Below are 23,221 nucleotides of genomic sequence, written 5' to 3' on the forward strand. Positions count from 1 at the left end.
TATGGGCCAACTCGTACCTTTGATGGAATGGGCATCCAGTCCAAAAGGGTTTAAATATCCACCAGCGCCAGCAACCCTTCATCGGTATGCAAAAACCGGCCAGATCATCCCTGCTCCGATTAAACAAGGCAGCAAATGGGTCGTTGATGAAGATGCGAAGTACGTCGGCGTTATTGCAAAAGCGGAGATCCCTAACCACCTCTCCGCTTCTGTCAAAGCATTACTGGAGAAAACGATAAATGGCAGCCAGACCACGCACCCATAAAGTCAACATCCCCAACCTTTACTGCAAGTTCGACCGTCGAACCAGCAAGGTGTATTGGCAATATCGCCATCCGATAACCGGTAAATTTATTGGTTTTGGTACCGACGGGGATACCGCCAGAGAAGCGGCAATCGCGGCCAACAGCATGATCACCGAACAGCAATCGAAACAGATTAATTTCCTTGTTGATATGACCGTAAAAAATGCCACCAACAAAGATGCTGGGATAAGAGTTTCAGACTGGGTGGATAAATATTTGGCGATCCAGAATGAACGCGTCGAGCATGGCGAAATAAGGAAATCGACCTTTAAAATAAAAAAAACTTGTGTGCTTGTTTTATCTAATAAGCTTCCGAATGTCAGACTTAAAAATGTTGATACCAAGTCTTTAGCAGCAATTATGGATGAATATAAAGCTGAGGGGAAAACACGTACTGCGCAAATGCTGCGGTCACATTGGAGTGATCTTTTCAAAGAAGCTCAGCATTCTGGCGAGGTTGAACCGGGATTTAATCCGGCTATGGCCACGCGCATGCCGAGATCAAAAGTAACCCGTGCACGTCTTAGCATTTTGGAATGGAAACAAGTTTATAAATCCGCCGGTAGTCTCCAGCCTTATTTCCAGAATGCAATGCTTCTGGCATTGATAACCGGTCAGCGGCGCGGCGACATCTGCAATATGAAGTTTTCTGACGTGTGGGATGGGCATTTGCATATAACCCAGCAAAAGACAGGAAGCCGGCTCGCACTCCCATTAACTTTATTTTTGCCAGAGATAAATATGTCTCTCGAAGATGTGATTAAAAGATGCCGGGATCGTGTTCTCAGCAAATATCTTATTCATCACACACGCGGGATAGGTTCTGCGGCGGCTGGTGACAGAATTGAGGAAAAGTCCTTAAGCCGTTCATTCAAAGAGGCGCGGGATCTGGCCGGACTTAAATCCGATAAAGACTCAACGCCCCCTTCATTTCACGAACAGCGGTCTCTGGCAGAACGGTTGTATAGTGCTCACGGGATAGATACGCAAATTTTGCTGGGACATAAGAGCGCTTCCATGACTGAAAAGTATCATGACGATCGCGGCGCGGACTGGATTACTCTGGCGGTATGAGATGCGGCAAAGCTGAATGTGATACTCCCTCTAACAAGGAATTCTTATTCCAGTTTTGGGGGAGTATTTTGGAGTGATTTTGGGGAAAGAATTTACAAGCCTGAAATCAATAGGTTACGGCTTCGAGACATGCTCTTCCAGCTCATCGCGCATCACCTGCAATGCTTCGCGGCTGATTTCAGCCAGCGTGCGGTAAAAACCGCTGGTGGCGTGCGCTTCAACTTTACCGAGGAATTTCCCGCACCACGGGAACAGGTAATCATCGAACAAGGTGATTTGCGCGCCCACTTCATCTTCCTCCGACTGATCTTCCAGCCATGACGCTGCAAGCAGCATCGCGCCGAAGTGATCGGCAGGCGCTTCGCCTAACGGCATTCCGCGCTGTTGCAGGAAAGTACGGATATCCATTTCATTTGCACCATCAACGTAAGCGCTGCGCAAAGGCGAAACTGCACATTCTGAGCCGACAAACAAACGGTTAAACTCAGCTGCCAGCGCCTGAGGATCAGCGCTTTCCTGCAAACGGATCAGCAACGCATCCTGCTCCAGCGGCCAGTGTTCGCGCAATTTTCCGTCCTGAATCAGGCCAAAAAGCGGAACCAGTAACGGATCCTGCGGCTGGCGGTAAAACAGCGTGCCCAGAATACGGCAGACAATTGAAAATTCATTCATAACAATAACCTGATCAGTCGGTGATAAGGGGCAATCCCCCGCAAATTGGCCGCGACAATGTCACAGTTCGCTTAATTCTGCAATTGGTGCGCGCCCGCGTTTCTCCAGAAAATCCAGGAAACGGCGCGGGCTGACGTTCAGAATACGGTCTTCCGGGAAATCAACTTCACGCAAAATACGTTCGCAGTGCTCAAACCCGCCCAGTGAATACGCAATGTGCGAATCCGATCCCAGCGCCAGCCAGCCACCGGCTTCTTTCACCGCCAGCGCAACCGCACGGCAGTTGGGTTCGCTGCCTTTACGCGAGTGGATGAAGGAGGAGTTATTCAGCTCCAGCGCGACGTTATATTTCGCCGCCGCCGCCGCAACGGCTGGAATATCAATCGGGTATTTCGGGTTACCCGGATGCGAAATAATATGCACATCGCCGCCCGCCATCGCAGCAATCATCGCCGCGGTGTGCGTTTCTTTATCCACCGGTTGCATTACCGGCTCATGGAAACCGGCGATGATCACGTCGATTTCATCGAGCATCGGGCCGGTACAATCAATGTCGCCCTGAATGTTTTTGATGTTCGATTCGATACCGCGCAGGATGCCGATTCCGTTCACCAGACGCGGCCAGACCCGCATATTCATGAAATGCCAGTAGTGCGGGGCATCGGCCATATCGGGGCCGTGGTCGGTGATGGCAAACAGCTTAATGCCCTTCTCCGCCGCCTCATCAATATAATCATGTAATGTGCTGTAAGCATGCGTGCTGGCAACAGTATGCATATGCAAATCAACGGGGTACGGCATGTGCTCTCCTTAAGTGATTCAGTGACGACTGCATGGCCGCCACATGAGTAATTTTAGCAGATGAACGTTAATAACCCCGGTCGAGGCAGACACGCCCTGCCGGTTCCCGTCCTGCTTCAATAGCGAGAATATTCGCCGCTATGCTGTCCATCGCTTCTTCCGGCAAAGTATCCGCACCCACGTGCGGCGTGATGCTGACGCGCGGATGCGACCAGAACGGATGCATGCCTGGCAACGGCTCTTCGGCAAAAACGTCGAGCGTGGCGGCAGCAATCTGCCCGTTGTCCAGTGCGCGCAGCAAATCACCTTCCACCAGATGTCCGCCGCGTCCCAGGTTAATCAGATAAGCATTATGCTGCAGATTTGTGAACAGTTGATGATTGAGGATCCCGGCGGTGTGCGGCGTATTCGGCAGCAGGTTAATCAGCACCTTGCAGCCGGTCGTAAATGCCCCCAGCTGATCGTCTCCGTAAAAGCTTTGCACACCGTCCTGAGATTTCCCGCTACGACTCCAGGTGCGCACGGTGAATTGCAGATCCACCAGCGCTTTCGCTACGCTGCTGCCCAGCACGCCGGCGCCAAGAATACCGACAGTAAATTCACCACGTGAATGCGGTGCCAGTGGCCGCCATTGTTTTTGTTGCTGGAACAACTGGTATTCATCCATGCGGCGGAAATACCGCAACACGCTGGCCAGCGCGTATTCCTGCATCTGCAACGACATCCCGGTGTCTTCAAGACGAATCAGAGGCACACCGGCGGGCAATGTGCCCGGCTGGCGTTGTTCCTGCGTGAGAATGGCATCCACGCCTGCGCCGAGGGCAAAAATGCCCTTGAGCATCTTGCGCGGGGCCAGCATGGCGTGCGGTGGCCGCCAGACCAGCGCGTAATCGGCGGGTTCGTGGTCTGCGGCGTTCCATACGCGCATTCTGGCCTGCGGTATGCGTTTTGTTATTCCGTCAATCCAGGGCTTTGCATCAAATGTCGGGTGGTAAAAAATAATGTTCATCGGGGACGCCTCCTGTGAGCTGATAGATTTCCCTGAATATCATCAGGATGCAACCCTGAGGCCGAAAAAAGAAAAAGCCCCGAAAATCGGGGCTTGAAGATTCACTGATAGCGTTGTCGTTCAGGTCAGGCAACGGCAGGCTCGCGGCGGATCATCCGGCGTAAAAGCGGGATCAGAACCAGAAGAACCACACCGGTGATAACAGAACCCCAGCCAAGCACATTGAAGACTTCGCTGTAGCCCGGGTTAGTCAGCACCGGCGTACTGCCTTCGTTTTGCGGCATCAGGCCGGAGATGTAGCTGGCGAGCACCGAAGCCACGCCGGTCACCATCATCCAGCAGCCCATCATCACCCCCTGATAGCGCGCCGGGGCCAGTTTGCCAATCATCGCGTAACCGATAGGAGAAATCAGCAACTCACCAATGCTTTGCAGCAGATAGCTGATGGCAATCCATTTAAACGCCACCAGCCCGTCGCCGCCCGCCAGATGGATCCCCAGCGGCAGAACCAGCATTCCCAGCCCCATGCAGAATAAAGAAGCCGAAAACTGTGCCGGAACATCAATTTTCCAGCCGCGCTGACGCAATTTATTGAACCACAGCGCCATCAGCGGGCCGCCGATAACAATCACAATGGTATTAATATTCTGGATCCACTGCGGTGCCACGCGGATGCCGTAAACGTTCAGATTGATGTTGTTTTCAGAGAACAGCATTAACCCCATCGGGGCCAGCTGATACAGCGTCCAGAACACCAGCGAACCCAGCGCCAGCAGCAGGTACGCTTTCATGCGGCGGCGTTCATCAGCCTGGCGGTGACGGAAAGTGACCAGCGTCATTAACGCGAAAATGATAATGCCCAGTGCAACCACAAAATAACTGCTGAACTCTGCGTGGGTTAGCAACAGTCGAATAACTGGCACGAGGACGATTAAAATGGCGATACCGGCAGCCATACGGCGCAGCAACTGACCGCGGCTGGCTTCTTTAAGCGGCGTGCTGATATCGGCCAGAATCGACCAGCGAGACAGCGTCACAACCACCGCCGCCACGTTGCCCAGCGTGGCAAACAGGAACAGCGCGCGATAGTTTTCGCTCAGCTGGAAATAACCGGCAACCGCGAAACCAATAAAGAAGCCCAGATTCATCCCGGCATAATTCCACAGGAACGCCGATTCGCGGCGGTCATCATCCGGTGCAAAACGCTGCGTCAGCATCATATTCAGGCAAGTCACGTTTAGCCCGCTGCCGGTCAGGAACATCGCCAGCCCCCAGTAAAGGCCGGTTACACCTTCCAGCGCAATCAGCGCACAACCAAAGACCTGCAACACCATGCCCAGCACAAACAGGTTACGGTTACTCAGATAACGACCGCCGAGATAACCGCCAAACATATGCAGGCCATAGTTGAATGCACCGAACACGCCCATAATGGCGTTGGCGTTATCTTCGCTGAAACCGAGTTTTTTTGTGGCATACAGCACCAGAGTGGAATACAGCACCGCGAAGCCGAGCGTCGCGAAAGTCTGAACGAAGAATAATGTGCCCGCGCCGGCAGGTATTGCCGTGCGGTGCTGCGACGCTGTCGCGTTATTTGACTGACTCAAGTAAGAACCCCTGTCCCGTTGTGTGGATTTATTCTGCTTCTGGTTTTAACTAGCCCAGTTTTTATACGAAGCATTTTTTTGGAATCCATTGTTATACCTTCGAGACTGGCTATTTTCACAACATATTTTGCTATTTAGCCGTAACGGGAAGTGTTTGCTGCTTAATCGCACTTTTATGCAGTTAATCTAATTATGTATTCACAAGCATAAGCGGAATTAATGACGTTGCGTGACTTACGACAAACTGGTCATCCTTAATACAGTTTTTGGTCTCTAAATCAGCAAACTGCTCTAAGTTTGTCTAAACAGCACAGAACCTGCAAAAAGAAGGTTGACGCTGAACGCGGTTTTCCCTACATTAGCGCCGGTCAGCAGCACTGCGGTGTAGCCGACGACTGGAGAGGTGTCTGAGTGGCTGAAGGAGCACGCCTGGAAAGTGTGTATATGAGCAATCGTATCGAGGGTTCGAACCCCTCTCTCTCCACCACACAATACGAGAAGGCCCGAATGAAAATTCGGGCCTTTTTGTTTTTGCGTTTTCTGCAAATGGATGTCTGAGGTCAACCTGCTTTGGCAACATCCGAAAAGGTGGGGCGAACTCCACTTTACGGTTAGCCGTTAATTTCGTCGCTTAAGACTGCCGCAATTTCCGTATTTCCCTGCTTAACAGGCAACTCGCACAGCGAATCACGCACCATCCAGGTCCAGGCCAATAACGTGAAAAAAATCACCATGAGCCCGTACAAAATCAGCTTTCGCGCCATCTTAACCTCCGTTGCATTTCTGCATCTATGTGGCTAACCTGACGTTGTCTAGGCGTGGTGGGTAGCCTCGGGTTGATTGAAAAAATTAACCCGGGGCTTTCTTCTTATTACGCCTTGAACAACACTGCTCAAGACCCATAAGCCTCAAGCACCCGCGCGCATTCTGGCAAGTTAACCTCCCCGCCATCTGGTTACTTAATATTCACTTTGTCCTGATTTTCGCCTGCCTGCTCGCCCTGCCGTGAGACGAATATATGTTTATCATCATTGTGCATTAGACATCTAAACGTCCATAACTTAGGATCGAACCACCCGGGATAACAATTTGATGTCGCAAATGAAAATTAAAAACTTACCACTCGATCAGAATATCAACGGCTGGGCGGCGCTGCGTGGCGACACAACACGTCATCCGGCCCTGCATAGCAAGGTAACGGCAGACTGGCTGGTGATCGGCGCAGGATTTGCCGGGCTGGCTTTTGCCCGCCGGATTGCAGAGCTTCGTCCGCATGAGCATGTCGTGGTGCTTGAGGCGCTCGACGTGGCCGATAACGCCTCGGCGCGCAACTCCGGCTTTGTCATTGATTTACCACATACCGTGGGCAGCACATCGGCTGAGCTGGAACACGCCAATGCGTACCGGCGTTTGTTGCAGTACGGTCTGCATCATCTGAAAGAGACCGTCGATAAGCATGATATTGCGTGCGACTGGCTGAATTCGGGGAAATACCATTGCGCCGTGAGCGAACAGTTTGACGGCGAGATTGCGCATTATCAGAAAGAGCTGACCACGCTCGGCGAAAACTTTGAATATCTGGATAACGCCGCCCTGAAACAGCGTCTGGGCACAAGTTTCTACCGCAGTGCGGTGTATACGCCGAACTGCATTCTGGTCAATCCGGCGGCGCTGATCAGCGGTTTAGTGGCGACACTGCCGGAAAATGTCACGGTTTATGCCCATTCCCCGGCTTTGCAGATTGATACACAGGGTACGATCCGCGCCGAAACGCCGCACGGCGAAGTCCGCGCCCGTAAACTGATGCTGGCGATTAACGGTGCCGCCCGCGGTCTGCCGCTGTTCAAAGGTAACGTATTCGCAATGTCGACGTTTGCGACGCTCACCGAGCCGCTGACACCGGAACAGCGCCGACTTATTGGCAATATCTCTGCGTGGGGATCTACACCGGTGAATGCGCTGGCGGGCGCAACGTTGCGTTATACCTCAGACCACCGTTTCCTGATCCGCGAGCACGTCAATTTTGCGCCGGGTCTGGTGACCAGTGCGGTGGAAACCGGCCGCCACGCGCGCCGTCATCAGCAGCTGTTTGCGCGGATTTACCCGCAATTGCAGGATGTGAATATGGCCTACACCTGGTCAGGGCTGATCAGCATTACGCGTAATGGCGCACCGGTGTGGGGGAATTTATCGGAGAATGTCTATTCGTCGGCAGGCTGTAACGGCTCCGGCAGCTCGAAACAAAGCGCGTTTGGCCGTTTGCTGGCAGAACATGCGCTGGGTGAAGATAACCCGCTGCTGGCGGATATGGCAGCGGTCGGACGCGCCAATTATCTGCCGCCGCGCCCGTTCCTGGATGTGGGTGTCAAAAGTTTTATGGCCCGTGAGCGCTGGCGTTCACGCAGTGAGATGTAGCATTTTTGAGCCAATCTGATAAAGCCGGTCGCCCGATGACGACCGGCTTTTTTAATGACGTTTGTCCACGCGCGCCACAATGCGATCGCCCAGCCACTGAATGCCGCAGACGATGACAATCAGCACCACAATCACTTCCACCATCACCACGGTTTCAAAGCGCTGATAGCCGTACCGGATAGCCAGGTCACCCAATCCGCCCGCGCCAATTGCGCCCGCGCCAATTGCGCCCGCCATCGCCGAGGCCCCAATCAGTGCGACCAGTGTGACGACAAATCCGGACAAAATTCCCGGCAATGCTTCGGGGATCAGTACGTCCCAGACAATACGCAGTTTGCTGGCACCCATTGCACGAACGGCATCTATCAGCCCGCGATCCACATCACGCAGCGACACTTCGGCCACACGGGCGAAATACGGCGTGGCGGTAATGGAAAGCGGAACAATCGCCGCCCACGTGCCCAGGGAAGTTCCGACCAGAAAACGTGTCACCGGTATCAGTGCCACCAGCAAAATGATGAACGGCAATGAACGGAAACCGTTGATCACCAGCCCGAGCGAGCGGTTAACCCAGTGATTTTCAGCAATCCCTCCCGGGCTGCTCATCACCAGAATCAATCCGAGCGGCAAACCGGCAATCAGTGAAAACAAACCTGAAACCGCCGTCATCAGCAGCGTTTCCTGGACGGCATTGAATAAAAGATCAAGCATTACCGGAGACATAGCCCGTCAGCTCCACAGTTGCCTGGCGCTGTTGCAGCCAGTGTAAAACGGCCTGCTCAGCGGCTGTATCAGCCACCGGTACCGAGTAGAAAAAACGCACGATAGCGTAATGCTGAATGTGATCCACACCGCCCTGAATGAGCCGGAACTTACCCGGTAATTCCGCCGCCATCCGGGTGATGATCTCCCCCTGACTGCCCTGTCCGGCATACTGCACGCTGTAAATCGCCTGCCCCTGACGATCAGTCGTCAGTTCATCGGCCAGCGCTTCCGGTAACTGAGGCAGAAGGCCCTGCAATAATGTGCGGGTGAGTTGCGACTGCGGATGGGCAAATACCTGCCACACAGGGCCTTCTTCAATAATTTCACCGGCGTTAATCACCGCCACGCGATGGGCGATTTTCTTGATCACTTCCATCTCATGGGTGATCAGCAAAATCGTGATCCCCAATTTCTGATTCAGTGACTGGAGAAGCGCGAGAATTGAGCGGGTCGTTTCAGGATCCAGTGCCGACGTGGCTTCATCACACAGCAACAGCGCCGGGCTGGCCGCCAGCGCGCGGGCAATGCCGACACGCTGTTTTTGGCCGCCGGACAATGCTGCCGGATAACTTTTGGCTTTATCTTCCAGCCCGACCAGCGCCAGCAATTCGGCGACACGCGCCTGACGTCGTGCCTTGTCGAAACCGGCAATTTTCAGCGGCAGTGCGACGTTCTGCTCAACGGTTTTGGCCGACAGCAAATTGAAATGCTGAAACACCATCCCGACGCGGCTGCGCACCGACTGCCACTGTTTTTCACTCAGCCCGGTGATGGCGTGACCTTCGATTTCGATCACACCGTCATCCGGTTGCTCCAGCCCGTTAAGACAGCGGATCAGGGTCGATTTTCCTGCCCCGCTGCGGCCAATAATCCCAAGAATTTCGCCCCGTTTTACCGTTAATGACACGCCGTTCAGGGCCTGAGTTTCCCCAAACCGGCGGCTGACCTGATGCAACCGCACCACATTTTGTGCAGCATCCTTGTCAGCAATCCGGTCAGTCTGTGCCGGAGTGCCCGCCAGAGGGCGGCGGGCATTGTCCTTTTCCGGGGACGTCGCGGTAAACTGCGCCCCGGTCTCAGTGATTATTGTCATGCTTTTACATCCTTACCAGGCCGTCACGCCGGTGCCTTTATAAACCTTATCAAACTCCTGTTTGACGGCATCATTCTGGTAAGAACTGACCAGCGTTTTCACCCACGGCGCGTTAACATTCTCTGTTTTCACCGCAATAAAGTTGTTGTAAGGATTACCTTTTACCGGCTCCTGCGCGATTCGATCGGCAGGCGTCAGACCACTTTTCAGGGCCCAGTCGGTATTCACAATCGCCGCGTCTAAATCAGGGACGGAACGGCCAATAATGCCGGAATCCAGCTCCTTAATGGTCACATGGCGCGGGTTCTCGGTGATGTCAGCGGTAGTCGCAAAAATACCGGCACCGGGTTTAAGCTTAATGACGCCAGACTGCTGGAGCAGGATCAGGCCACGGGCTTCATTTGACGGATCGTTGGGTACACCAATCACCGCGCCTTCTTTCAGTTCATCGGCTGATTTTACTTTTTTGGAATACAAACCGATTGGCCACACGGCGGTATCGCCAACGCGCACGATGTTGTAATGATTCACTTTGATCTGATTATCAAGGAATGGCTGATGCTGGAAGGCATTGGCATCGACTTCGCCATTTTGCAGCGCTTCGTTCGGCTGGTTGTAATCATTGAAAATAACCGGTTTCACGGTCAGCCCTTTCGCAGCCGCCTGCTTCACCACCTCACGCCAGACATCTTCATCCTCCCCGCTGATAATGCCGACTTTTATAGTGGTTTTATCGGCGGCGTGTGCCGCACTCAGCGGCGCCAGCACGGTACCGGAGAGAATGGCCGCAGACATGGCGGCCAGCAAAAATGCACGGTTAATACGGGTCTTAGCTGTGTTTAATGTCTTGCGCATAGGTATCCCCAAAAGTGTGATGAGAGGCCTGCACCGGGCTGTGTTTTAGTGCAGGAATTTGGCGAGTATACCCATCGGCTTATTTCTTTATAATATTGTTTTAATGATACATATTTCGAAAACGAATAACTAAAACGGGATAGTAATTCGATAAAAGAGCTAAGGCCTCATGGCGGATTTATTCGTGTTCTGCAAGGTATCTGGCGGGGGGTTTTCCGACGGCTTTACGGAACATCGTGACAAAACCACTGGCATTTTCATAGCCCAGATCGAGCGCGACGGTCTGCACACTTTCGCCCTGTGAAAGTCGCTGCAGGGAGAGGATCACATGCAACTGACGCCGCCAGCGACCAAAACTCATCCCTATTTCCTGCATCAGCAACCGGCTCATATTGCGCTCGCTCATGCCAATCCGCGTGGCCCATTCACGGAGCCGGATTTTGTCTGAGGGATTGGCCAGCAGCAATGTGGTCAGCCGCTTCAGCCGCGCATCTTTTGGCATCGGAAGATTGAGCCCCTCAGCGGGTGCTGCGGAAATCTCATCGATCAAGGTGGCAATGAGTCGCCCTTCCCGCCCTTCTTCAGCATACAGCTCAGGAAATTGTGTCGCCTTCTGCATCAGCTCACGCAGCAAAGGTGAAACCGCTATCGTGCAACAGCTTTGCGGTAAATTCGCCGCCGTTCCCGGTTCGATAAACAGGCAGTAGCATTCGGTTTCCTCCGTCCCCCTTGCCACATGCGGCAGATTACCCGGGATCCACACCGCGCATTGCGGCGGCACAATCCATACGCCCTGTTCAATTTCACAATTCAGGATGCCGCGAAGGGTATAGAACAGTTGCGCACGGCGGTGACTGTGGCGGGCATATTCCCAGTTTTGTGAGGCAACCGTGGCATTGAGCAATACAACCGGGCGCGGCACGTTATCCACGTCAAAGGTGACGGAAGGCTGGTTGCGGGATGTGGCGCTCAGTGAAACCGACATCATAAAAGTGTCTCCTCAACAGGAACCGGATCTGGCCGGAATGAACAATAGTCTGGCGATTCTGTGCAATGACTGTGCGCAAGCGGGTCGGGTAAGGTAAGCACCTCTGCGGGAAGCGCCCCCCCGCGTTGCCACTTTATATTCCAGGAGCAACACCATGTTTATTAATGCCGACCAGTTTCCCGTCGTCCGCTTGCAGTTTAAAGCCACCCCGGTTGATGGCAGCAACTCCTCTCCTTTTGCCCACTTTGATGCCCTGCTGGAACGCAATCAGCCCTTCGTTTTCATCAATGATGAAGGTCTTGGCAATGAGCGCCATGAGCAATCGAAAGAAGAAATGCAGGCTATCGTGCAATGGCGAAAAGTGAACCGCGTGGCGCTGCGCACCCTTGTTAAAGCCAGTATTTACATCGAACCGGACACCGCCAACCGGATTGCGGCAGAAGATTTCGCCCTGACCTATGAAAAATTCTGGGGCTACCGGATGCTGATGGTGGCTGACGAACAGGAAGCGCTCGTCCTGGCACATAAAATTTTGACCGATAATAATTGATAGTGATTCTCATTATCACAATAACAGTGACACCTAACCGCTGTCCAGTGTGAAATCCCCTCTGCAAAAGCCTATAAAAAAACCCGCCGGAGCGGGTTTTCATTTCAGCCGTAATGCCTCACACGCGCTTATCAGGATTGCGGCTCTTCAACCGGCTGAACTTCCAGTGATACCATGCCGATGCCCAGTTTACGTGGCTGGAAACCGCCACTGGTGCCTTCGGTGGGTTCGGTCGGCGCCGGTGGCGTGATAACAATACTCTGCGCCGCTTCCGGGTTGGTGAACTGCACTTTCACAATACCGTCCTGATCGCCGAAGGTGACAAATTGCTCCTGATCGCCCACGCGGACAGAGACCGGCTTATCGATGTTATTGCCGTAAGCACGCGCGCGGATCACCACATCAAACGTAGTGGGCAACGGTTTGACGTAATCGATTTTCACCGATGGCGCCAGATTCGCATCCGACCAGCGTCCCCAGTTTTCCACCGTGGAAACCCCGGTAATCGCTTTCACCTGCTCCGGTAAACCCGGCACCATAAAAGCGATGGCCGGAGACTGATACTTCGTTGCTTCATCGTCAATATTGAGCGCCTGAAGCGTTTGCTGGTAAATCGCATTACTGCCTGAGGTGTCTTTGGCGAAATCAACTTTACCTTTGAAGGTGTCGCCGGTTGCCTGCACGATAGAAGGTTTCGCACCCAGGTTACCGGAAGCCACGCAAAGACCGGTATTGAGCGAAAGCTCCGGTGCCCAGACGCGCCCCATTTCGTAGCATTTATCCACCCAGACAAAGTTGTCACTGGTTGCCAGTCCGGCCAGCTGTTTTTTCAGCGGCGTGGAGAGATAGACGTCGAACATAGGCTCGATTTTTTCGCCAGTCACTTTCAGGATGAACGGCGTTTTGATGGTCATACCGGAGAACGTGAAACTGTTGTCCTTGTTGTTGACCGTGTAATTTTTAATGCTGTTCGGGAAGCCCCACTGTTTGATAACCGCAGGTTTCCAGGCATTCACCTTGTCATCAATATTGAGGAACTGCGCGGTCATGGAAGTCGCGGAAAAACCGCTACGCCCCAGGCCGATGTAGTTGTCGCCTCCCATGATATCAAGCACCGTGGCACCGTTATCAAGAGTACTGCGTTTCGCGGCATTCAGATCGCCAACCGGTTTACGGCCATCGAGCACAAAGAACAAGTCCTTGCGGTTTTGCTTGGTCAGAATGTTATACGCGGTGTTGTTCATCGCCAGATGGTCGGAAGACACCACAATGATGGTGTTATCGAAATAACCTGACGCTTTAATCTTGTCGATAAATGCCGAAATCAGCTCCTGACTGCACGATACCGCGCTCAGTGACTGATTGGATTTCCCGTTCACTTTATAGTCTTTGCGGGTACAACCACGGGAAATAAAGCCGTCCGGGTGATGCGTATCGACCGTCAGCGTGAACAGCGAGAAAGGCTTGCCCTCTTTGCTCAGCGTGATGAATTTTTTATAAACCTCGTCAAGCAGCGTGTCGTCATACCAGCCCCAGTCATTTTTATACGCCGGGTCAGCCACGGTCGGACGCAGTTCGTTGTAGCCATACAGATGATCGAAACCGTGAGATTTCAGGAAAGTGCCTTTACCGGCAAATGCCAGTTCCGCACCCTGATAGAAATAGTTGGTATAACCCGCACCTTTCAGCACGTCGCCGAGACAGACGTTTTCCGGATAGAACGTGGCTAATGCACTGGACGCATTGCCATCAAACGGGGCAAACAGCGGGATACCACACTGTGAAGCCACCATGCCGGCGATGGTATATCCGGTGCCGGGAACCTGCTTGGTATTGGTAAAATCAATACTTTGCGCTTTATGGCGGCTTAATTCGGTGGTCAGCCCGGGGAACACTTTGTCATCAAAATAAGTGCGTTCCAGACTTTCACCATAGATGTAAACCAGATTCGGCTTTTTCGCGCCTTTCACCACTTTCTCCGGCACTTTGTAATACGTGTCGAAGTCCGCGCCATTGCCGCTGATCTGCGTTTTTACCAGACGGGAAATATTCTGGAAAGCCTGTGTGGATCCGACCGAGAACACCGCCAGCACCACGGCCAGTACGCTGTAGACCGCGCTGCTGTTTTTAGCACGACGCTGTTTCAGACACCACGCCAGCAGGGCAAAAACGGCAATCAGACCAGCGAGTAAACCGATGAATGGCAGGATATATTTGTTCAGCCCGGCGCCTTTCAGGCTGCTGGTGACGGTGTAAAGCACGGCGTCAGTAATGCCTTCGCCAGTAAAATAATTACTGCCGATCAAAATGACGTTGAGGATGACGTAAAGCCCGAGGAAAAACAGAACGAGCGAAAACCAGATACGGCTGGCCGACGCGCGGGTGACGTAGAAAAAGATAGAGGAAAGAAATAAAACAAAAGAAATTATCTCAGAAGCCATTTCAGCACCCTGTCTGATTAAACAATAAACGCTACGACCCATTTCTGCTGTTTTACGAGCAGCGCCGACGGTTCAACTCATCGAATGAATGGCCCGTTCGCCATTCACTTCATCCTTGATCCTTGAGACAGGAAAATTCATGCCAAAAACGGACAGCGTTATATAGCCCGTTGCCCCCTGAGGGTCAACGCTTTAACACTGCGTCAGGTCATTGATTCATCCTAAAAAACTCATCTTTAACAAATTTTTGATGGGTAACTCTGCATGATAACTCAGAAATTTAACTTTCCAGTCACCAATTTGTAAGAATTGCATGATAGCCAAACAGTATGAGCGAAATGTGGAGGGAGATGCAAAATTGAGAAAGAAATTTGTGGGAAAGCCCGCAATACGCGGCATTACGGGCATAAAGAAGGAAAATCAGATTCCGCCTAAGTAGGCTTTACGCACCTCCTGATTATGCAACAATGCTTCCCCGCTTCCGCTCAGACGTATCTGCCCGTTGACCATCACATAGCCCCGGTCGGAAAGCTTCAGGGCGTGATGCGCATTTTGCTCAACCAGAAAAATCGTCATGCCGTTGCGCGCCAGTTCACGCAGCGTCTGGAAAATCTGTTTAACGATAATCGGTGCCAGCCCGAGGCTGGGTTCATCGAGCAATAACAGTTTCGGACGGCTCATCAGCGCACGCGCTATCGCCAGCATCTGCTGCTCACCGCCGGACATGGTCATCGCGCGCTGTTTCCGTCGCTCTTTCAGGCGGGGAAATAAATCGAACATGGTTTGCAAATCTACCGCTGCATATTTATTTCCCACCGGGATGGTGCCCATCAGCAGGTTCTCCTCGACGGTCATATCGGGGAAAACGCGCCGCCCTTCCGGCGATTGCGCAATCCCGGCCGACGCCACAAAGTGCGTGGATTTACGGCTGATATCTTCTCCGCGAAACAGTATCTGCCCGCTCTGCACGCGCGGCTGCCCGAAAATTGACATCAGCAGCGTCGATTTCCCTGCGCCGTTCGCCCCGATCAGCGCCACGGTTTCACCCTCGTTAACCTGCAACGATACTTTTTGCAGCGCCTGAATCGCGCCATAAAAAACATCGACCTCACGAAACTCCAGCATCGCATTGCTCACAGGCTGACCTCATCTTCACTGGCGCCCAGGTAAGCGGCGATCACTTTTTCATCATTTTGAATGGCTTGCGGCAAACCTTCGGCAATCACATCGCCGTGGTCGAGCACGATGATGTGGTCGGAAATTTCCATCACCATGCCCATATCGTGTTCAATCAGCAGGACGGTGATGTCGTGGTGATCGCGCAGAAAACGGATGATTTTACTCAGCGTGCGCGTTTCCACCGGATTCAGCCCTGCCGCCGGTTCATCGAGGCAAATCATCTCCGGCGCGGTACACATCGCCCGCGCGATTTCCAGACGCCGTTGCTGACCGTATGACATTTCGCCCGCCAGCCGGTTGGCGCAATCGACCAGTTCCACCACTTCCAGCCAGTAAAATGCCCGGTCGAGTGCCTGATTTTCCGCACGGCGATAAGCGGGCGTATTGAGCACACCGGCGATCAGATTACGGTTGGTTTGCATATGCTGCGCGACCAGCAGGTTTTCGATCACCGACATTTCGCGAAACAGCCGGATATTCTGGAAAGTACGCGCCAGTCCTGCACGGTTCACCAGATGCGTGCCGCCAAACATTTTGTAGAAAATCCGCTTACCCAGTTGCGCGGGTTTTATCCAGTCATCTGGCTGGAATTTCTGTCCAAGCACCTGAATCACATTGGTGGTGCGACGGCGGGTATTGAGGAAAACATTGCCACCAGAAGCTTTGTAGAATCCGGTCAGACAGTTAAATACCGTGGTTTTCCCCGCGCCATTCGGGCCTATCAGCGCGGTAATTGAGCCGCGTTTAACCGCCAGATTCACATCGTTTAACGCTCTGATGCCGCCGAAATGCATGCGTAAATGCTCGACGCTCAGAATATTGTTATCTGCTAACGCTTCACTCATGGCGCGACTCCTTTACGCACGGTAAACCCGCTGCGGCTGATACGGATTAACCCGCGCGGACGCCAGATCATCATCACCACCATCAGCACACCGAACAGCAGCACGCGATATTCGGCAAAACTGCGCAGCAGCTCCGGCGCAACGGTGAGCACAAACGCCGCCAGCACCACGCCGAGGGTCGAGCCCATTCCGCCCAGCACCACAATGGCGAGGATCAGCGCAGATTCGAAGAAGGTAAAAGAGGTCGGGTTGACGAATCCCTGATACGTGGCGAAGAACACGCCCGCGATCCCGGCGGTTGAAGCGCCGAGCGTAAACGCCGAAAGTTTTACCAGCACATGGTTCAGCCCCATGGCACGACAGGCGATTTCGTCTTCACGCAGCGCTTCCCACGCACGGCCAATTGGCATGCGGGTCAGACGATGTTTGATATACAGCACCAGCAACACCACCAGAACCAGTACTGCATAGATGAAAATAAACTTCATGTTCGGGTTGTAAGTCAGATGGAAAAACTCGTGGAACGGCACGCCGCCCTCTTTCGCCCGCCGGCCAAATTCCAGACCGAAAAACGTCGGTGGCGGCGCGGAGACACCGTTCGGGCCACCGGTAAACGACAGCCAGTTAGTCAGCACCAGGCGGATAATTTCGCCGAAACCGAGTGTTACAATCGCCAGATAATCGCCGTGCATACGCAGCACCGGAAAGCCCAGTAACGCGCCCGCCAGCGCGGCCATCAAGGCAGCCAGCGGCAGCATCGACCAGAATCCGAGGCCGAGATACTGATATCCCAGCGCCAGCCCGTAAGCGCCGATGGCATAAAAAGCGACATATCCCAGATCCAAAAGCCCGGCCAGCCCGACCACAATATTCAGCCCGAGACCCAGCAGCACGTAAATCAGCCCTAAAATTGCCACGGTCAGAATGTATTTCGTGGCCACGAACGGGAAGAAGACTGCCAGCACCATCAGCAGAGGCAATATCCAGCGCAGATTGCTTTTGTAATCAGGCGGACGAACGTACACACCGGCGCTGTCGGATTCGAAGCGCGCGCGCATTCTCTGCCCGCTCGCGGTTTCCAGGAACGCACTGAGTAAAAAGCGCCCGAGCATGACGGCGGCAATAATCCAGACAAGCCGCTGGGAATGGAAGGTAAAGCTATAGCCGTCCAGCACCACACCCACGACGGGCCCGAAAATAATCAGCGCCACCAGCCCGGCGAAAATGGCATCCAGCAGGCAGCGTTTAAGCGAAAATCCGCTGCTCACAGCAGTTTGTGTCGTCATTTTATTTCCCTCACACTTTCGTCACGACCGGACGGCCCAGCAGACCCTGAGGGCGGAAAATGAGGATCACCACCAGCAATCCAAACGAAAAGACATCTTTGTAATCCGAGTTCACCATGCCTGAGAACTGCGCTTCGGCGATCCCCAGAATCAGGCCGCCCAGCATCGCCCCCGGCAACGAACCAATGCCGCCTAATACCGCCGCCGTGAACGCTTTAATACCAATGATAAATCCGGCGTAAAAATCGAAAGTGCCGTAATTCATGGTAACCAGCACACCCGCCAGCCCGGCCATCGCGGCCCCAATCATAAAAACCAGCGAGATAATACGGTCAGTGTTGATGCCGAGAATTGAAGCCATTTTTCTGTCCTGCTGCACCGCACGACACATGCGACCGAGCTTGGTATTACTGATAATCCACGACAGCACCAGCATTCCGAGAAGCGAGGCCACCAGAATGAACAGCTTGGTGTAGGTCATCTGGACAAAGCTTTCGCCGATATGAAAACGGATGGCACCGTCCAGCATGGTCGGGATCCCCTGCTGTCGCGGCCCCTGACTGATTTGTGCGTAGTTCTGCAAAATCAGTGACATACCGATGGCCGAAATCAGCGGCGCAAGGCGTGTGGAGTTTCGCAGCGGTTTATACGCAATGCGCTCAATCGCCCAGCCATAGACGCCGGTGACCACGATGGTGAACACCAGCGTGCCGAGGATCAGCAGCGGAAAGGAGTGCAACCCGAAGAAGGAAAGCAACGCCAGCGCGATGGCGCAGAGGTAGGCGGAAATCATATACACTTCGCCGTGAGCAAAGTTGATCATGCCGATAATGCCGTAAACCATGGTGTAGCCGATGGCGATGAGACCGTAAACCGCACCGAGCGTGATGCCATTAAACAGTTGTTGCAGGAAGAAAGAATCCATAAATACGCTGTCTCTTTTTGTGACCGCGCCTGGCTAAGGCGCGGTCTGACACGGGTTCAAAATGGCAAATCAAACAGCTTTATTCTTTCACTTCCTGATATTTGCCTTTGTCATCCCATTTATATACGACGTAATCAGAGACTTTCAGGTCGCCTTTACTGTCCCAGGATTTTTTACCCATGACGGTATCGACGCTGTTGGCTTTCAGCCAGGCACTGGCTTTGGCGGAATCGCTGCCGCCTGTGGCTTTGAATGCGGCAGCAATGGCCTGAACGGACGCGTAGGAATAGAGGGTATAACCTTCCGGTTCAAATTTTCCGGCGCGGAATTTATCGATAACGGCTTTGCCGTCTGGGATCAGACGCGGGTCTTTACCGAAGGTCATCAGAATACCGTTGGTGTATTGCGGGCCGCCGGCTGCGGTCACCATTTCTTCGTTAACGATACAGTCGCCGGAGAAGAAGGTCGCCTGAACGCCCTGCTCACGCATCTGGCGGACTAACGGACCGGCTTCCGGATGGCAGCCGCCGAAGAACACCACATCTGGTTTCTGCGCACTGATTTTTGTCACCAGCGCGTTGAAGTCTTTTTCTCCGCGCGACAGGCCTTCATACATCACCTCTTTCACGCCACGTTTGTTGAGCGCCGCTTTGGTGGCGTCCGCCAGACCCTGACCGTAGGTATCTTTATCGTGGATGATGACCACTTTTTTGGCTTTCAGTTTATCGATGATGTAATCGCTCGCCACTAATCCTTGCTGGTCGTCACGGCCACACATGCGGAACATGTCACTCATGCCGCGTTCGGTGATTTGCGGGTTGGTGGAGCCCGGCGTGATGGCGATAATTCCGGCGTCGTTATACACCTCGGAGGCAGGCATGGTGGAGGAAGAACAGAAATGTCCGACCACGGCCTGCACTTTATCCTGATCGACTAAACGGTTAGCCACCGCCACCGCCTGTTTCGGTTCGCAGGCGTCATCGCCCTGGACCAGTTTAATTTTCTCGCCATTAATCCCGCCTGCGGCATTAATGTCTTCGGCAGCCTGCGTGGCCCCGTGCCAGTACTGATCACCGTAAGTCGCATTCGGCCCGGTAAACGGACCCGCAACGCCAATCAAAATATCCGCACGCGCGGAGAAAGCGGTAACCAGACAACCGGCCAGCAACAAAGAGAGCGGACTTTTCATAAATTTCATCGACATCGTCATGATCCTTAGCACTGTGTTTGAGTAGAAACCTGAACTAAAAAGAAAATTCTGAAGCTTGATTTTGAAATTCACGGCTGACGCCAAAAGACGAAAGGTTTCCCGAGGTTTAATCAAAGGTAAGAAACATAAGCAAAATATCTGCCAGTGTTTCCAATGCCCTGAGAATGTGTCGGGTTCTGTGAGTATAGATAGCGCTCAGCCCGCGTTACGGGCAACTGACAGAAACGACGACGGGATCACACCGCACTGGGCTGGTGCTAAAAAGCGAAGAAAATGAGGATAGCGAAACGGCGTGCACCAAAATGAGCCGTGATAAATCAGTCACTCCGTTCACACAATTACGCCTGGTGACATTTTTATCCTTTGCTTCTTGCGGCAGGTTGTTTTGTAATGCGGGCAGATGATTGCAACGGGAAACTACTGAACAATGAAGAAATTATCCTGCCTGATGGCTGTGGTTCTGGCGCTGACATTGACGGGTTGCGCCGGCGATTACGTGATCAATACCAAAGCCGGCGATCAGCTTTTCGCCCATGGCGAACCGGATCGCGACCGCGATACCGGTATGACCAGCTATACCGACATGAACGGCGATTATCATCTGATGAACACCAATGATATCGCGGGGATTGTGAAGAAGTAGGGTTAAACCAGCAACGCCTGCGCGCAGGACTCATCGGTGACAAGCCCGTTGATCCAGCGACCTTCGAGGGCGGCGCGGATAGCAATCTGCTTATCTGCGCCACCGGCCAGCGCGATCACCGGTTGATCATCATGCGGATGCGGTCCGACGCTGGTGAGGCGCGAATTCAGCACACTGTCGATGCGCTGTCCGTCCTGTCCCATAAAGTGCCCGAGCACTTCTCCCACGGCCCCGCTTTTCGCGAGTTTTTCCACTTCTTCCAGACTGATAAATCCGTCCTTGTGCAGCGGGCACCCCGGTTCAATGGTGCCGATACCGATAAACGTCACGTTGGCCTGACTGGCCTTTTCACTGACCGTGCGGTAGATACGATGATTGCACCACATCGCGCGATCGTCTTCGCCGTCGGCAAACAGGGGTGCAGGCAGGATGAAATAGCGCCCCTGTGTTTTTTGCGCCATCAGCAGCGGCACGTCGTAACGGGTACAGGAGCCGTCCGACGCAATCGCGCCAATCAGCGAAACGCTGCTGTGCTGCGGTCTTTCTATATCCGCCAGTTCGTCGATGGCCGCTTTCAGCGTTCTCCCGGAACCCACGCCGATAATCATCGGTTCATCGCTGCGGATAAACTGCGTCATCACTTGCGCTCCCGCCACCGCAATGGCGTGGCTGATGCCCGACGGCGTCATACCCTGCCCCGGCACCACCTGGCAAATATCCAGCCCGAAACGCTTTTGTAATTGCGCCGCCAGTTCCATACAGCGCCCCACCGAATGGGAAATGTGAACGCTGACCAGCCCGTTATCGATCGCGCTGGCTACCAGCCGCTGGGCGACCTGCCGCGAAACGCCTAAGGCTTCGGCGATTTCATGTTGGGTTTGCCCGGCGACGTAATACATCCACGCCGCCCGGGCAGCCAGATCCATTTTCTTGTCGTTCTTACTCATGCGCGCATTCCAGCCGGTGTTTTCAGTGGCGAGATTTTATCGTTTTTCGCCTCTTCCTGTGATCGCTAAATACATCGCTCCACGAAATGTGTGAGCTAAAGCCCATTTAACGGGCAAATATTCCATTAGATTAACCGCAATCGAGCAAAAGCCCACTAAAAGGGCTTAAGCTCACATCAAATCAATAATCACTTTGTGGAGAATCTGATGAAAAATGCTCACCAACCGCAATCGTCTGTCTGGCTGCATATCGGCAGCGGCTCTTTCCACCGGGCCCATCAGGCATGGTATCTGCACCGCTTACTGGCGAAGGGAGATAACAGCTGGTCAATCGCACTGGGTAACATTCGCGAAGATGGCGTTCCGCTGCTGAACGCGTTGCAGGCGCAGGGCGGTAAATACGTGCTGGAAACTGTCACTCCGCAGGGTGAGCGTGAATATGAAACCATCACTTCCATTCAGAAAATCATTGCGTGGGATAACGAACTGGCCGCGCTGGTGGCTCAGGGGACAGATCCGCACATCAGAGTGATTTCCTTTACCGTGACCGAAGGCGGTTATTACCTTGATAACCAGTTCAATCTCGACCAGCAAAATGCTGATATTCAGGCTGATTTGCAGGGCGGATGCCGCACGATTTATGGTGCCATCGGCCATATTCTGGCGCGTCGGATTGCGCTTAAGGGTGGCGATATCACCCTGCTGAACTGCGATAATCTTCGCCATAACGGCGAACGTTTCCGTCACGGTCTGCTGCAATTTCTGGCCCTGCGCCAGCAACACGACATCAGCGACTGGGTAAAAAATCACACCCGCAGCCCGAACACGATGGTGGATCGCATTACCCCGCGTCCGTCACCGGACGTCGCCGTGCGTGTGGCTCAGGCAACCGGATTTGAAGACCGGGTGCCGGTTATGGGCGAGGCTTTCATTCAGTGGGTAATCGAGGATGATTTCATCGCGGGTCGCCCGCACCTGGAAGAGGCTGGCGTAGAAATGGTGGAGTCCGTTCTGCCGTATGAAGAAGCAAAAATCCGCATTCTCAATGCCAGCCACAGCTGCATCGCCTGGGCGGGGACGCTGACCGGTCAGCGCTTTATCGATGAAAGCACGCGTACTCCCTCCATTTGCCAGATGGCGTATGACTACGTCACGGAAGACGTGATCCCATCCCTGACGCCAAGTCCGTTAGATCTGGCGCGCTACCGCGATGTCGTGCTCGAGCGTTTCAGTAATCCACACATTCAGGACACAAATCAGCGTGTTGCCGCCGATGGTTTCTCTAAAATTCCGGGATTCATAACCCCGACCTTGCAGGAATGTTATCAGCGCGGTCAGACGCCACGGGCCACTGCCATGCTGCCTGCGCTGTTCTTCGTTTTCATGCAGCAATGGCATCTCGGTCTTCTGCCTTACGAATATCAGGACGGTATTCTCGACGCTCCGGCGGTACATGCCCTGTTCAGCAGCGCTGATCCGGTGGCGCAATTTGCCGCCGATGAAAAGCTGTTTGCCGGACTGGCGGGCGATAAGGCCTTTACCGAACTGATGCGCCAGTCCGTTGAGCGCGTCCGTCACTGGCTGAATGACGCAAAACGCGTCTGAGGAGCA

General features: G+C 53.5%; 22 protein-coding genes and 1 tRNA gene. 7 read left to right on the forward strand and 16 right to left on the reverse strand.

Features of this window, described 5'->3' with window-relative positions:
* Together J8X26_RS25035 and J8X26_RS25040 are read left to right on the forward strand one after the other, a co-directional pair.
* A partial coding sequence (locus J8X26_RS25035; protein ID WP_208952308.1) for an excisionase occupies positions 1-265 on the forward strand: 265 nt, incomplete at its 5' end.
* A complete protein-coding gene (locus tag J8X26_RS25040) occupies positions 240-1,379 on the forward strand; it encodes a phage integrase Arm DNA-binding domain-containing protein (RefSeq protein WP_208952309.1) in 1,140 nt (379 codons plus the stop codon). The genes J8X26_RS25035 and J8X26_RS25040, both read left to right, overlap by 26 nt.
* 114 nt (positions 1,380-1,493) lie before the next feature.
* Here the strand turns inward: J8X26_RS25040 and J8X26_RS25045 are convergent, their stop codons facing one another.
* From J8X26_RS25045 to J8X26_RS25060, 4 genes are all read right to left on the reverse strand, one after another.
* Complete coding sequence (locus J8X26_RS25045) at positions 1,494-2,051, reverse strand: molecular chaperone (protein ID WP_208952310.1); 558 nt, start codon at positions 2,049-2,051, stop codon at positions 1,494-1,496.
* Between the two features lie 60 nt (positions 2,052-2,111).
* Entirely contained in the window at positions 2,112-2,852 is a 741-nt protein-coding gene (locus J8X26_RS25050; protein WP_152325781.1) for a phosphatase, read from the reverse strand.
* A 67-nt stretch (positions 2,853-2,919) separates the two neighbouring features.
* Positions 2,920-3,861, reverse strand: coding sequence for a glyoxylate/hydroxypyruvate reductase GhrA (ghrA, locus tag J8X26_RS25055; RefSeq protein WP_152325780.1), 942 nt, complete (start codon positions 3,859-3,861; stop codon positions 2,920-2,922).
* 125 nt (positions 3,862-3,986) lie between these two features.
* Positions 3,987-5,468 carry a peptide MFS transporter gene (locus tag J8X26_RS25060; protein WP_165056968.1) on the reverse strand — a complete coding sequence of 494 codons (1,482 nt, stop codon included), beginning with the start codon at positions 5,466-5,468 and terminating at the stop codon, positions 3,987-3,989.
* Positions 5,469-5,865: 397 nt separating this feature from the next.
* Between J8X26_RS25060 and J8X26_RS25065 the strand changes: the two genes are divergently transcribed.
* Positions 5,866-5,955: transfer RNA gene (locus tag J8X26_RS25065), tRNA-Ser, on the forward strand.
* A 124-nt stretch (positions 5,956-6,079) separates the two neighbouring features.
* Here J8X26_RS25065 and J8X26_RS25070 read toward each other — a convergent pair.
* A complete protein-coding gene (locus J8X26_RS25070) occupies positions 6,080-6,232 on the reverse strand; it encodes a Hok/Gef family protein (RefSeq protein ID WP_165056965.1) in 153 nt (50 codons plus the stop codon).
* A gap of 337 nt (positions 6,233-6,569) precedes the next feature.
* Here J8X26_RS25070 and J8X26_RS25075 point away from each other — a divergent pair, with 337 nt between their 5' ends.
* Entirely contained in the window at positions 6,570-7,883 is a 1,314-nt protein-coding gene (locus J8X26_RS25075) for an FAD-binding oxidoreductase (RefSeq protein ID WP_208952324.1), read from the forward strand.
* Positions 7,884-7,934: 51 nt separating this feature from the next.
* On the opposite strand, the gene J8X26_RS25080 is transcribed toward J8X26_RS25075, so the two are convergent.
* The 4 genes from J8X26_RS25080 to J8X26_RS25095 all read right to left on the reverse strand — a co-directional run bounded on the left by J8X26_RS25080 (position 7,935) and on the right by J8X26_RS25095 (position 11,584).
* The gene (locus J8X26_RS25080; RefSeq protein WP_208952311.1) at positions 7,935-8,606 is read right to left on the reverse strand and encodes a methionine ABC transporter permease; all 672 of its coding nucleotides are present in this window, start codon (positions 8,604-8,606) and stop codon (positions 7,935-7,937) included.
* Positions 8,587-9,741, reverse strand: coding sequence for a methionine ABC transporter ATP-binding protein (locus tag J8X26_RS25085; protein ID WP_208952312.1), 1,155 nt, complete (start codon positions 9,739-9,741; stop codon positions 8,587-8,589). The genes J8X26_RS25080 and J8X26_RS25085 overlap by 20 nt, the downstream gene beginning before the upstream one ends.
* A gap of 12 nt (positions 9,742-9,753) precedes the next feature.
* The gene (locus J8X26_RS25090) at positions 9,754-10,596 is read right to left on the reverse strand and encodes a MetQ/NlpA family ABC transporter substrate-binding protein (protein ID WP_152325776.1); all 843 of its coding nucleotides are present in this window, start codon (positions 10,594-10,596) and stop codon (positions 9,754-9,756) included.
* Positions 10,597-10,774: 178 nt separating this feature from the next.
* A complete protein-coding gene (locus tag J8X26_RS25095; RefSeq protein WP_244370853.1) occupies positions 10,775-11,584 on the reverse strand; it encodes a helix-turn-helix transcriptional regulator in 810 nt (269 codons plus the stop codon).
* A 154-nt stretch (positions 11,585-11,738) separates the two neighbouring features.
* Here J8X26_RS25095 and J8X26_RS25100 point away from each other — a divergent pair, with 154 nt between their 5' ends.
* Positions 11,739-12,134 (forward strand): hypothetical protein, encoded by a 396-nt coding sequence (locus tag J8X26_RS25100; RefSeq protein WP_165056959.1) that lies wholly within the window; start codon positions 11,739-11,741, stop codon positions 12,132-12,134.
* Between the two features lie 131 nt (positions 12,135-12,265).
* Here the strand turns inward: J8X26_RS25100 and opgB are convergent, their stop codons facing one another.
* The 6 genes from opgB to J8X26_RS25130 form a co-directional block, all read right to left on the reverse strand.
* Positions 12,266-14,575 (reverse strand): phosphatidylglycerol--membrane-oligosaccharide glycerophosphotransferase, encoded by a 2,310-nt coding sequence (opgB, locus tag J8X26_RS25105; RefSeq protein WP_165056957.1) that lies wholly within the window; start codon positions 14,573-14,575, stop codon positions 12,266-12,268.
* Between the two features lie 420 nt (positions 14,576-14,995).
* A complete protein-coding gene (locus tag J8X26_RS25110; protein WP_244370855.1) occupies positions 14,996-15,700 on the reverse strand; it encodes an ABC transporter ATP-binding protein in 705 nt (234 codons plus the stop codon).
* Between the two features lie 8 nt (positions 15,701-15,708).
* The gene (locus J8X26_RS25115) at positions 15,709-16,599 is read right to left on the reverse strand and encodes an ABC transporter ATP-binding protein (RefSeq protein ID WP_208952314.1); all 891 of its coding nucleotides are present in this window, start codon (positions 16,597-16,599) and stop codon (positions 15,709-15,711) included.
* Complete coding sequence (livM, locus tag J8X26_RS25120) at positions 16,596-17,885, reverse strand: high-affinity branched-chain amino acid ABC transporter permease LivM (protein ID WP_152325771.1); 1,290 nt, start codon at positions 17,883-17,885, stop codon at positions 16,596-16,598. The genes J8X26_RS25115 and livM overlap by 4 nt, the downstream gene beginning before the upstream one ends.
* 10 nt (positions 17,886-17,895) lie before the next feature.
* Positions 17,896-18,810, reverse strand: coding sequence for a branched-chain amino acid ABC transporter permease LivH (locus tag J8X26_RS25125; protein ID WP_152325770.1), 915 nt, complete (start codon positions 18,808-18,810; stop codon positions 17,896-17,898).
* Between the two features lie 79 nt (positions 18,811-18,889).
* Positions 18,890-20,014: a branched-chain amino acid ABC transporter substrate-binding protein gene (locus tag J8X26_RS25130; protein ID WP_208952315.1), complete on the reverse strand. Its 1,125-nt coding sequence runs from the start codon at positions 20,012-20,014 to the stop codon at positions 18,890-18,892.
* Between the two features lie 433 nt (positions 20,015-20,447).
* Here J8X26_RS25130 and J8X26_RS25135 point away from each other — a divergent pair, with 433 nt between their 5' ends.
* A complete protein-coding gene (locus tag J8X26_RS25135; protein WP_152325768.1) occupies positions 20,448-20,663 on the forward strand; it encodes a YgdI/YgdR family lipoprotein in 216 nt (71 codons plus the stop codon).
* Positions 20,664-20,665: 2 nt separating this feature from the next.
* Here J8X26_RS25135 and J8X26_RS25140 read toward each other — a convergent pair whose 3' ends face one another.
* Positions 20,666-21,610, reverse strand: coding sequence for a sugar-binding transcriptional regulator (locus J8X26_RS25140; protein ID WP_208952316.1), 945 nt, complete (start codon positions 21,608-21,610; stop codon positions 20,666-20,668).
* Positions 21,611-21,817: 207 nt separating this feature from the next.
* On the opposite strand from J8X26_RS25140, the gene dalD reads away from it, so the two are divergent.
* Positions 21,818-23,215: a D-arabinitol 4-dehydrogenase gene (dalD, locus tag J8X26_RS25145; protein ID WP_208952317.1), complete on the forward strand. Its 1,398-nt coding sequence runs from the start codon at positions 21,818-21,820 to the stop codon at positions 23,213-23,215.
* The last annotated feature ends 6 nt before the right edge of the window (positions 23,216-23,221 follow it).

This window comes from Rahnella sp. ChDrAdgB13 (assembly GCF_017655185.1).
Lineage (GTDB): Bacteria > Pseudomonadota > Gammaproteobacteria > Enterobacterales > Enterobacteriaceae > Rahnella > Rahnella contaminans.

Coding starts and splice junctions, on each gene's coding strand:
- J8X26_RS25100 (WP_165056959.1), top strand. CDS start 11,739: ATGTTTATTAATGCCGACCAGTTTCCCGTCGTCCGCTTGCAGTTTAAA.
- opgB (WP_165056957.1), bottom strand. CDS start 14,575: ATGGCTTCTGAGATAATTTCTTTTGTTTTATTTCTTTCCTCTATCTTT.
- J8X26_RS25110 (WP_244370855.1), bottom strand. CDS start 15,700: ATGCTGGAGTTTCGTGAGGTCGATGTTTTTTATGGCGCGATTCAGGCG.
- J8X26_RS25070 (WP_165056965.1), bottom strand. CDS start 6,232: ATGGCGCGAAAGCTGATTTTGTACGGGCTCATGGTGATTTTTTTCACG.
- J8X26_RS25040 (WP_208952309.1), top strand. CDS start 240: ATGGCAGCCAGACCACGCACCCATAAAGTCAACATCCCCAACCTTTAC.
- J8X26_RS25115 (WP_208952314.1), bottom strand. CDS start 16,599: ATGAGTGAAGCGTTAGCAGATAACAATATTCTGAGCGTCGAGCATTTA.
- J8X26_RS25080 (WP_208952311.1), bottom strand. CDS start 8,606: ATGTCTCCGGTAATGCTTGATCTTTTATTCAATGCCGTCCAGGAAACG.
- dalD (WP_208952317.1), top strand. CDS start 21,818: ATGAAAAATGCTCACCAACCGCAATCGTCTGTCTGGCTGCATATCGGC.
- J8X26_RS25050 (WP_152325781.1), bottom strand. CDS start 2,852: ATGCCGTACCCCGTTGATTTGCATATGCATACTGTTGCCAGCACGCAT.
- J8X26_RS25090 (WP_152325776.1), bottom strand. CDS start 10,596: ATGCGCAAGACATTAAACACAGCTAAGACCCGTATTAACCGTGCATTT.
- J8X26_RS25075 (WP_208952324.1), top strand. CDS start 6,570: ATGAAAATTAAAAACTTACCACTCGATCAGAATATCAACGGCTGGGCG.
- J8X26_RS25085 (WP_208952312.1), bottom strand. CDS start 9,741: ATGACAATAATCACTGAGACCGGGGCGCAGTTTACCGCGACGTCCCCG.
- ghrA (WP_152325780.1), bottom strand. CDS start 3,861: ATGAACATTATTTTTTACCACCCGACATTTGATGCAAAGCCCTGGATT.
- livM (WP_152325771.1), bottom strand. CDS start 17,885: ATGACGACACAAACTGCTGTGAGCAGCGGATTTTCGCTTAAACGCTGC.
- J8X26_RS25095 (WP_244370853.1), bottom strand. CDS start 11,584: ATGATGTCGGTTTCACTGAGCGCCACATCCCGCAACCAGCCTTCCGTC.
- J8X26_RS25140 (WP_208952316.1), bottom strand. CDS start 21,610: ATGAGTAAGAACGACAAGAAAATGGATCTGGCTGCCCGGGCGGCGTGG.
- J8X26_RS25130 (WP_208952315.1), bottom strand. CDS start 20,014: ATGTCGATGAAATTTATGAAAAGTCCGCTCTCTTTGTTGCTGGCCGGT.
- J8X26_RS25135 (WP_152325768.1), top strand. CDS start 20,448: ATGAAGAAATTATCCTGCCTGATGGCTGTGGTTCTGGCGCTGACATTG.
- J8X26_RS25125 (WP_152325770.1), bottom strand. CDS start 18,810: ATGGATTCTTTCTTCCTGCAACAACTGTTTAATGGCATCACGCTCGGT.
- J8X26_RS25045 (WP_208952310.1), bottom strand. CDS start 2,051: ATGAATGAATTTTCAATTGTCTGCCGTATTCTGGGCACGCTGTTTTAC.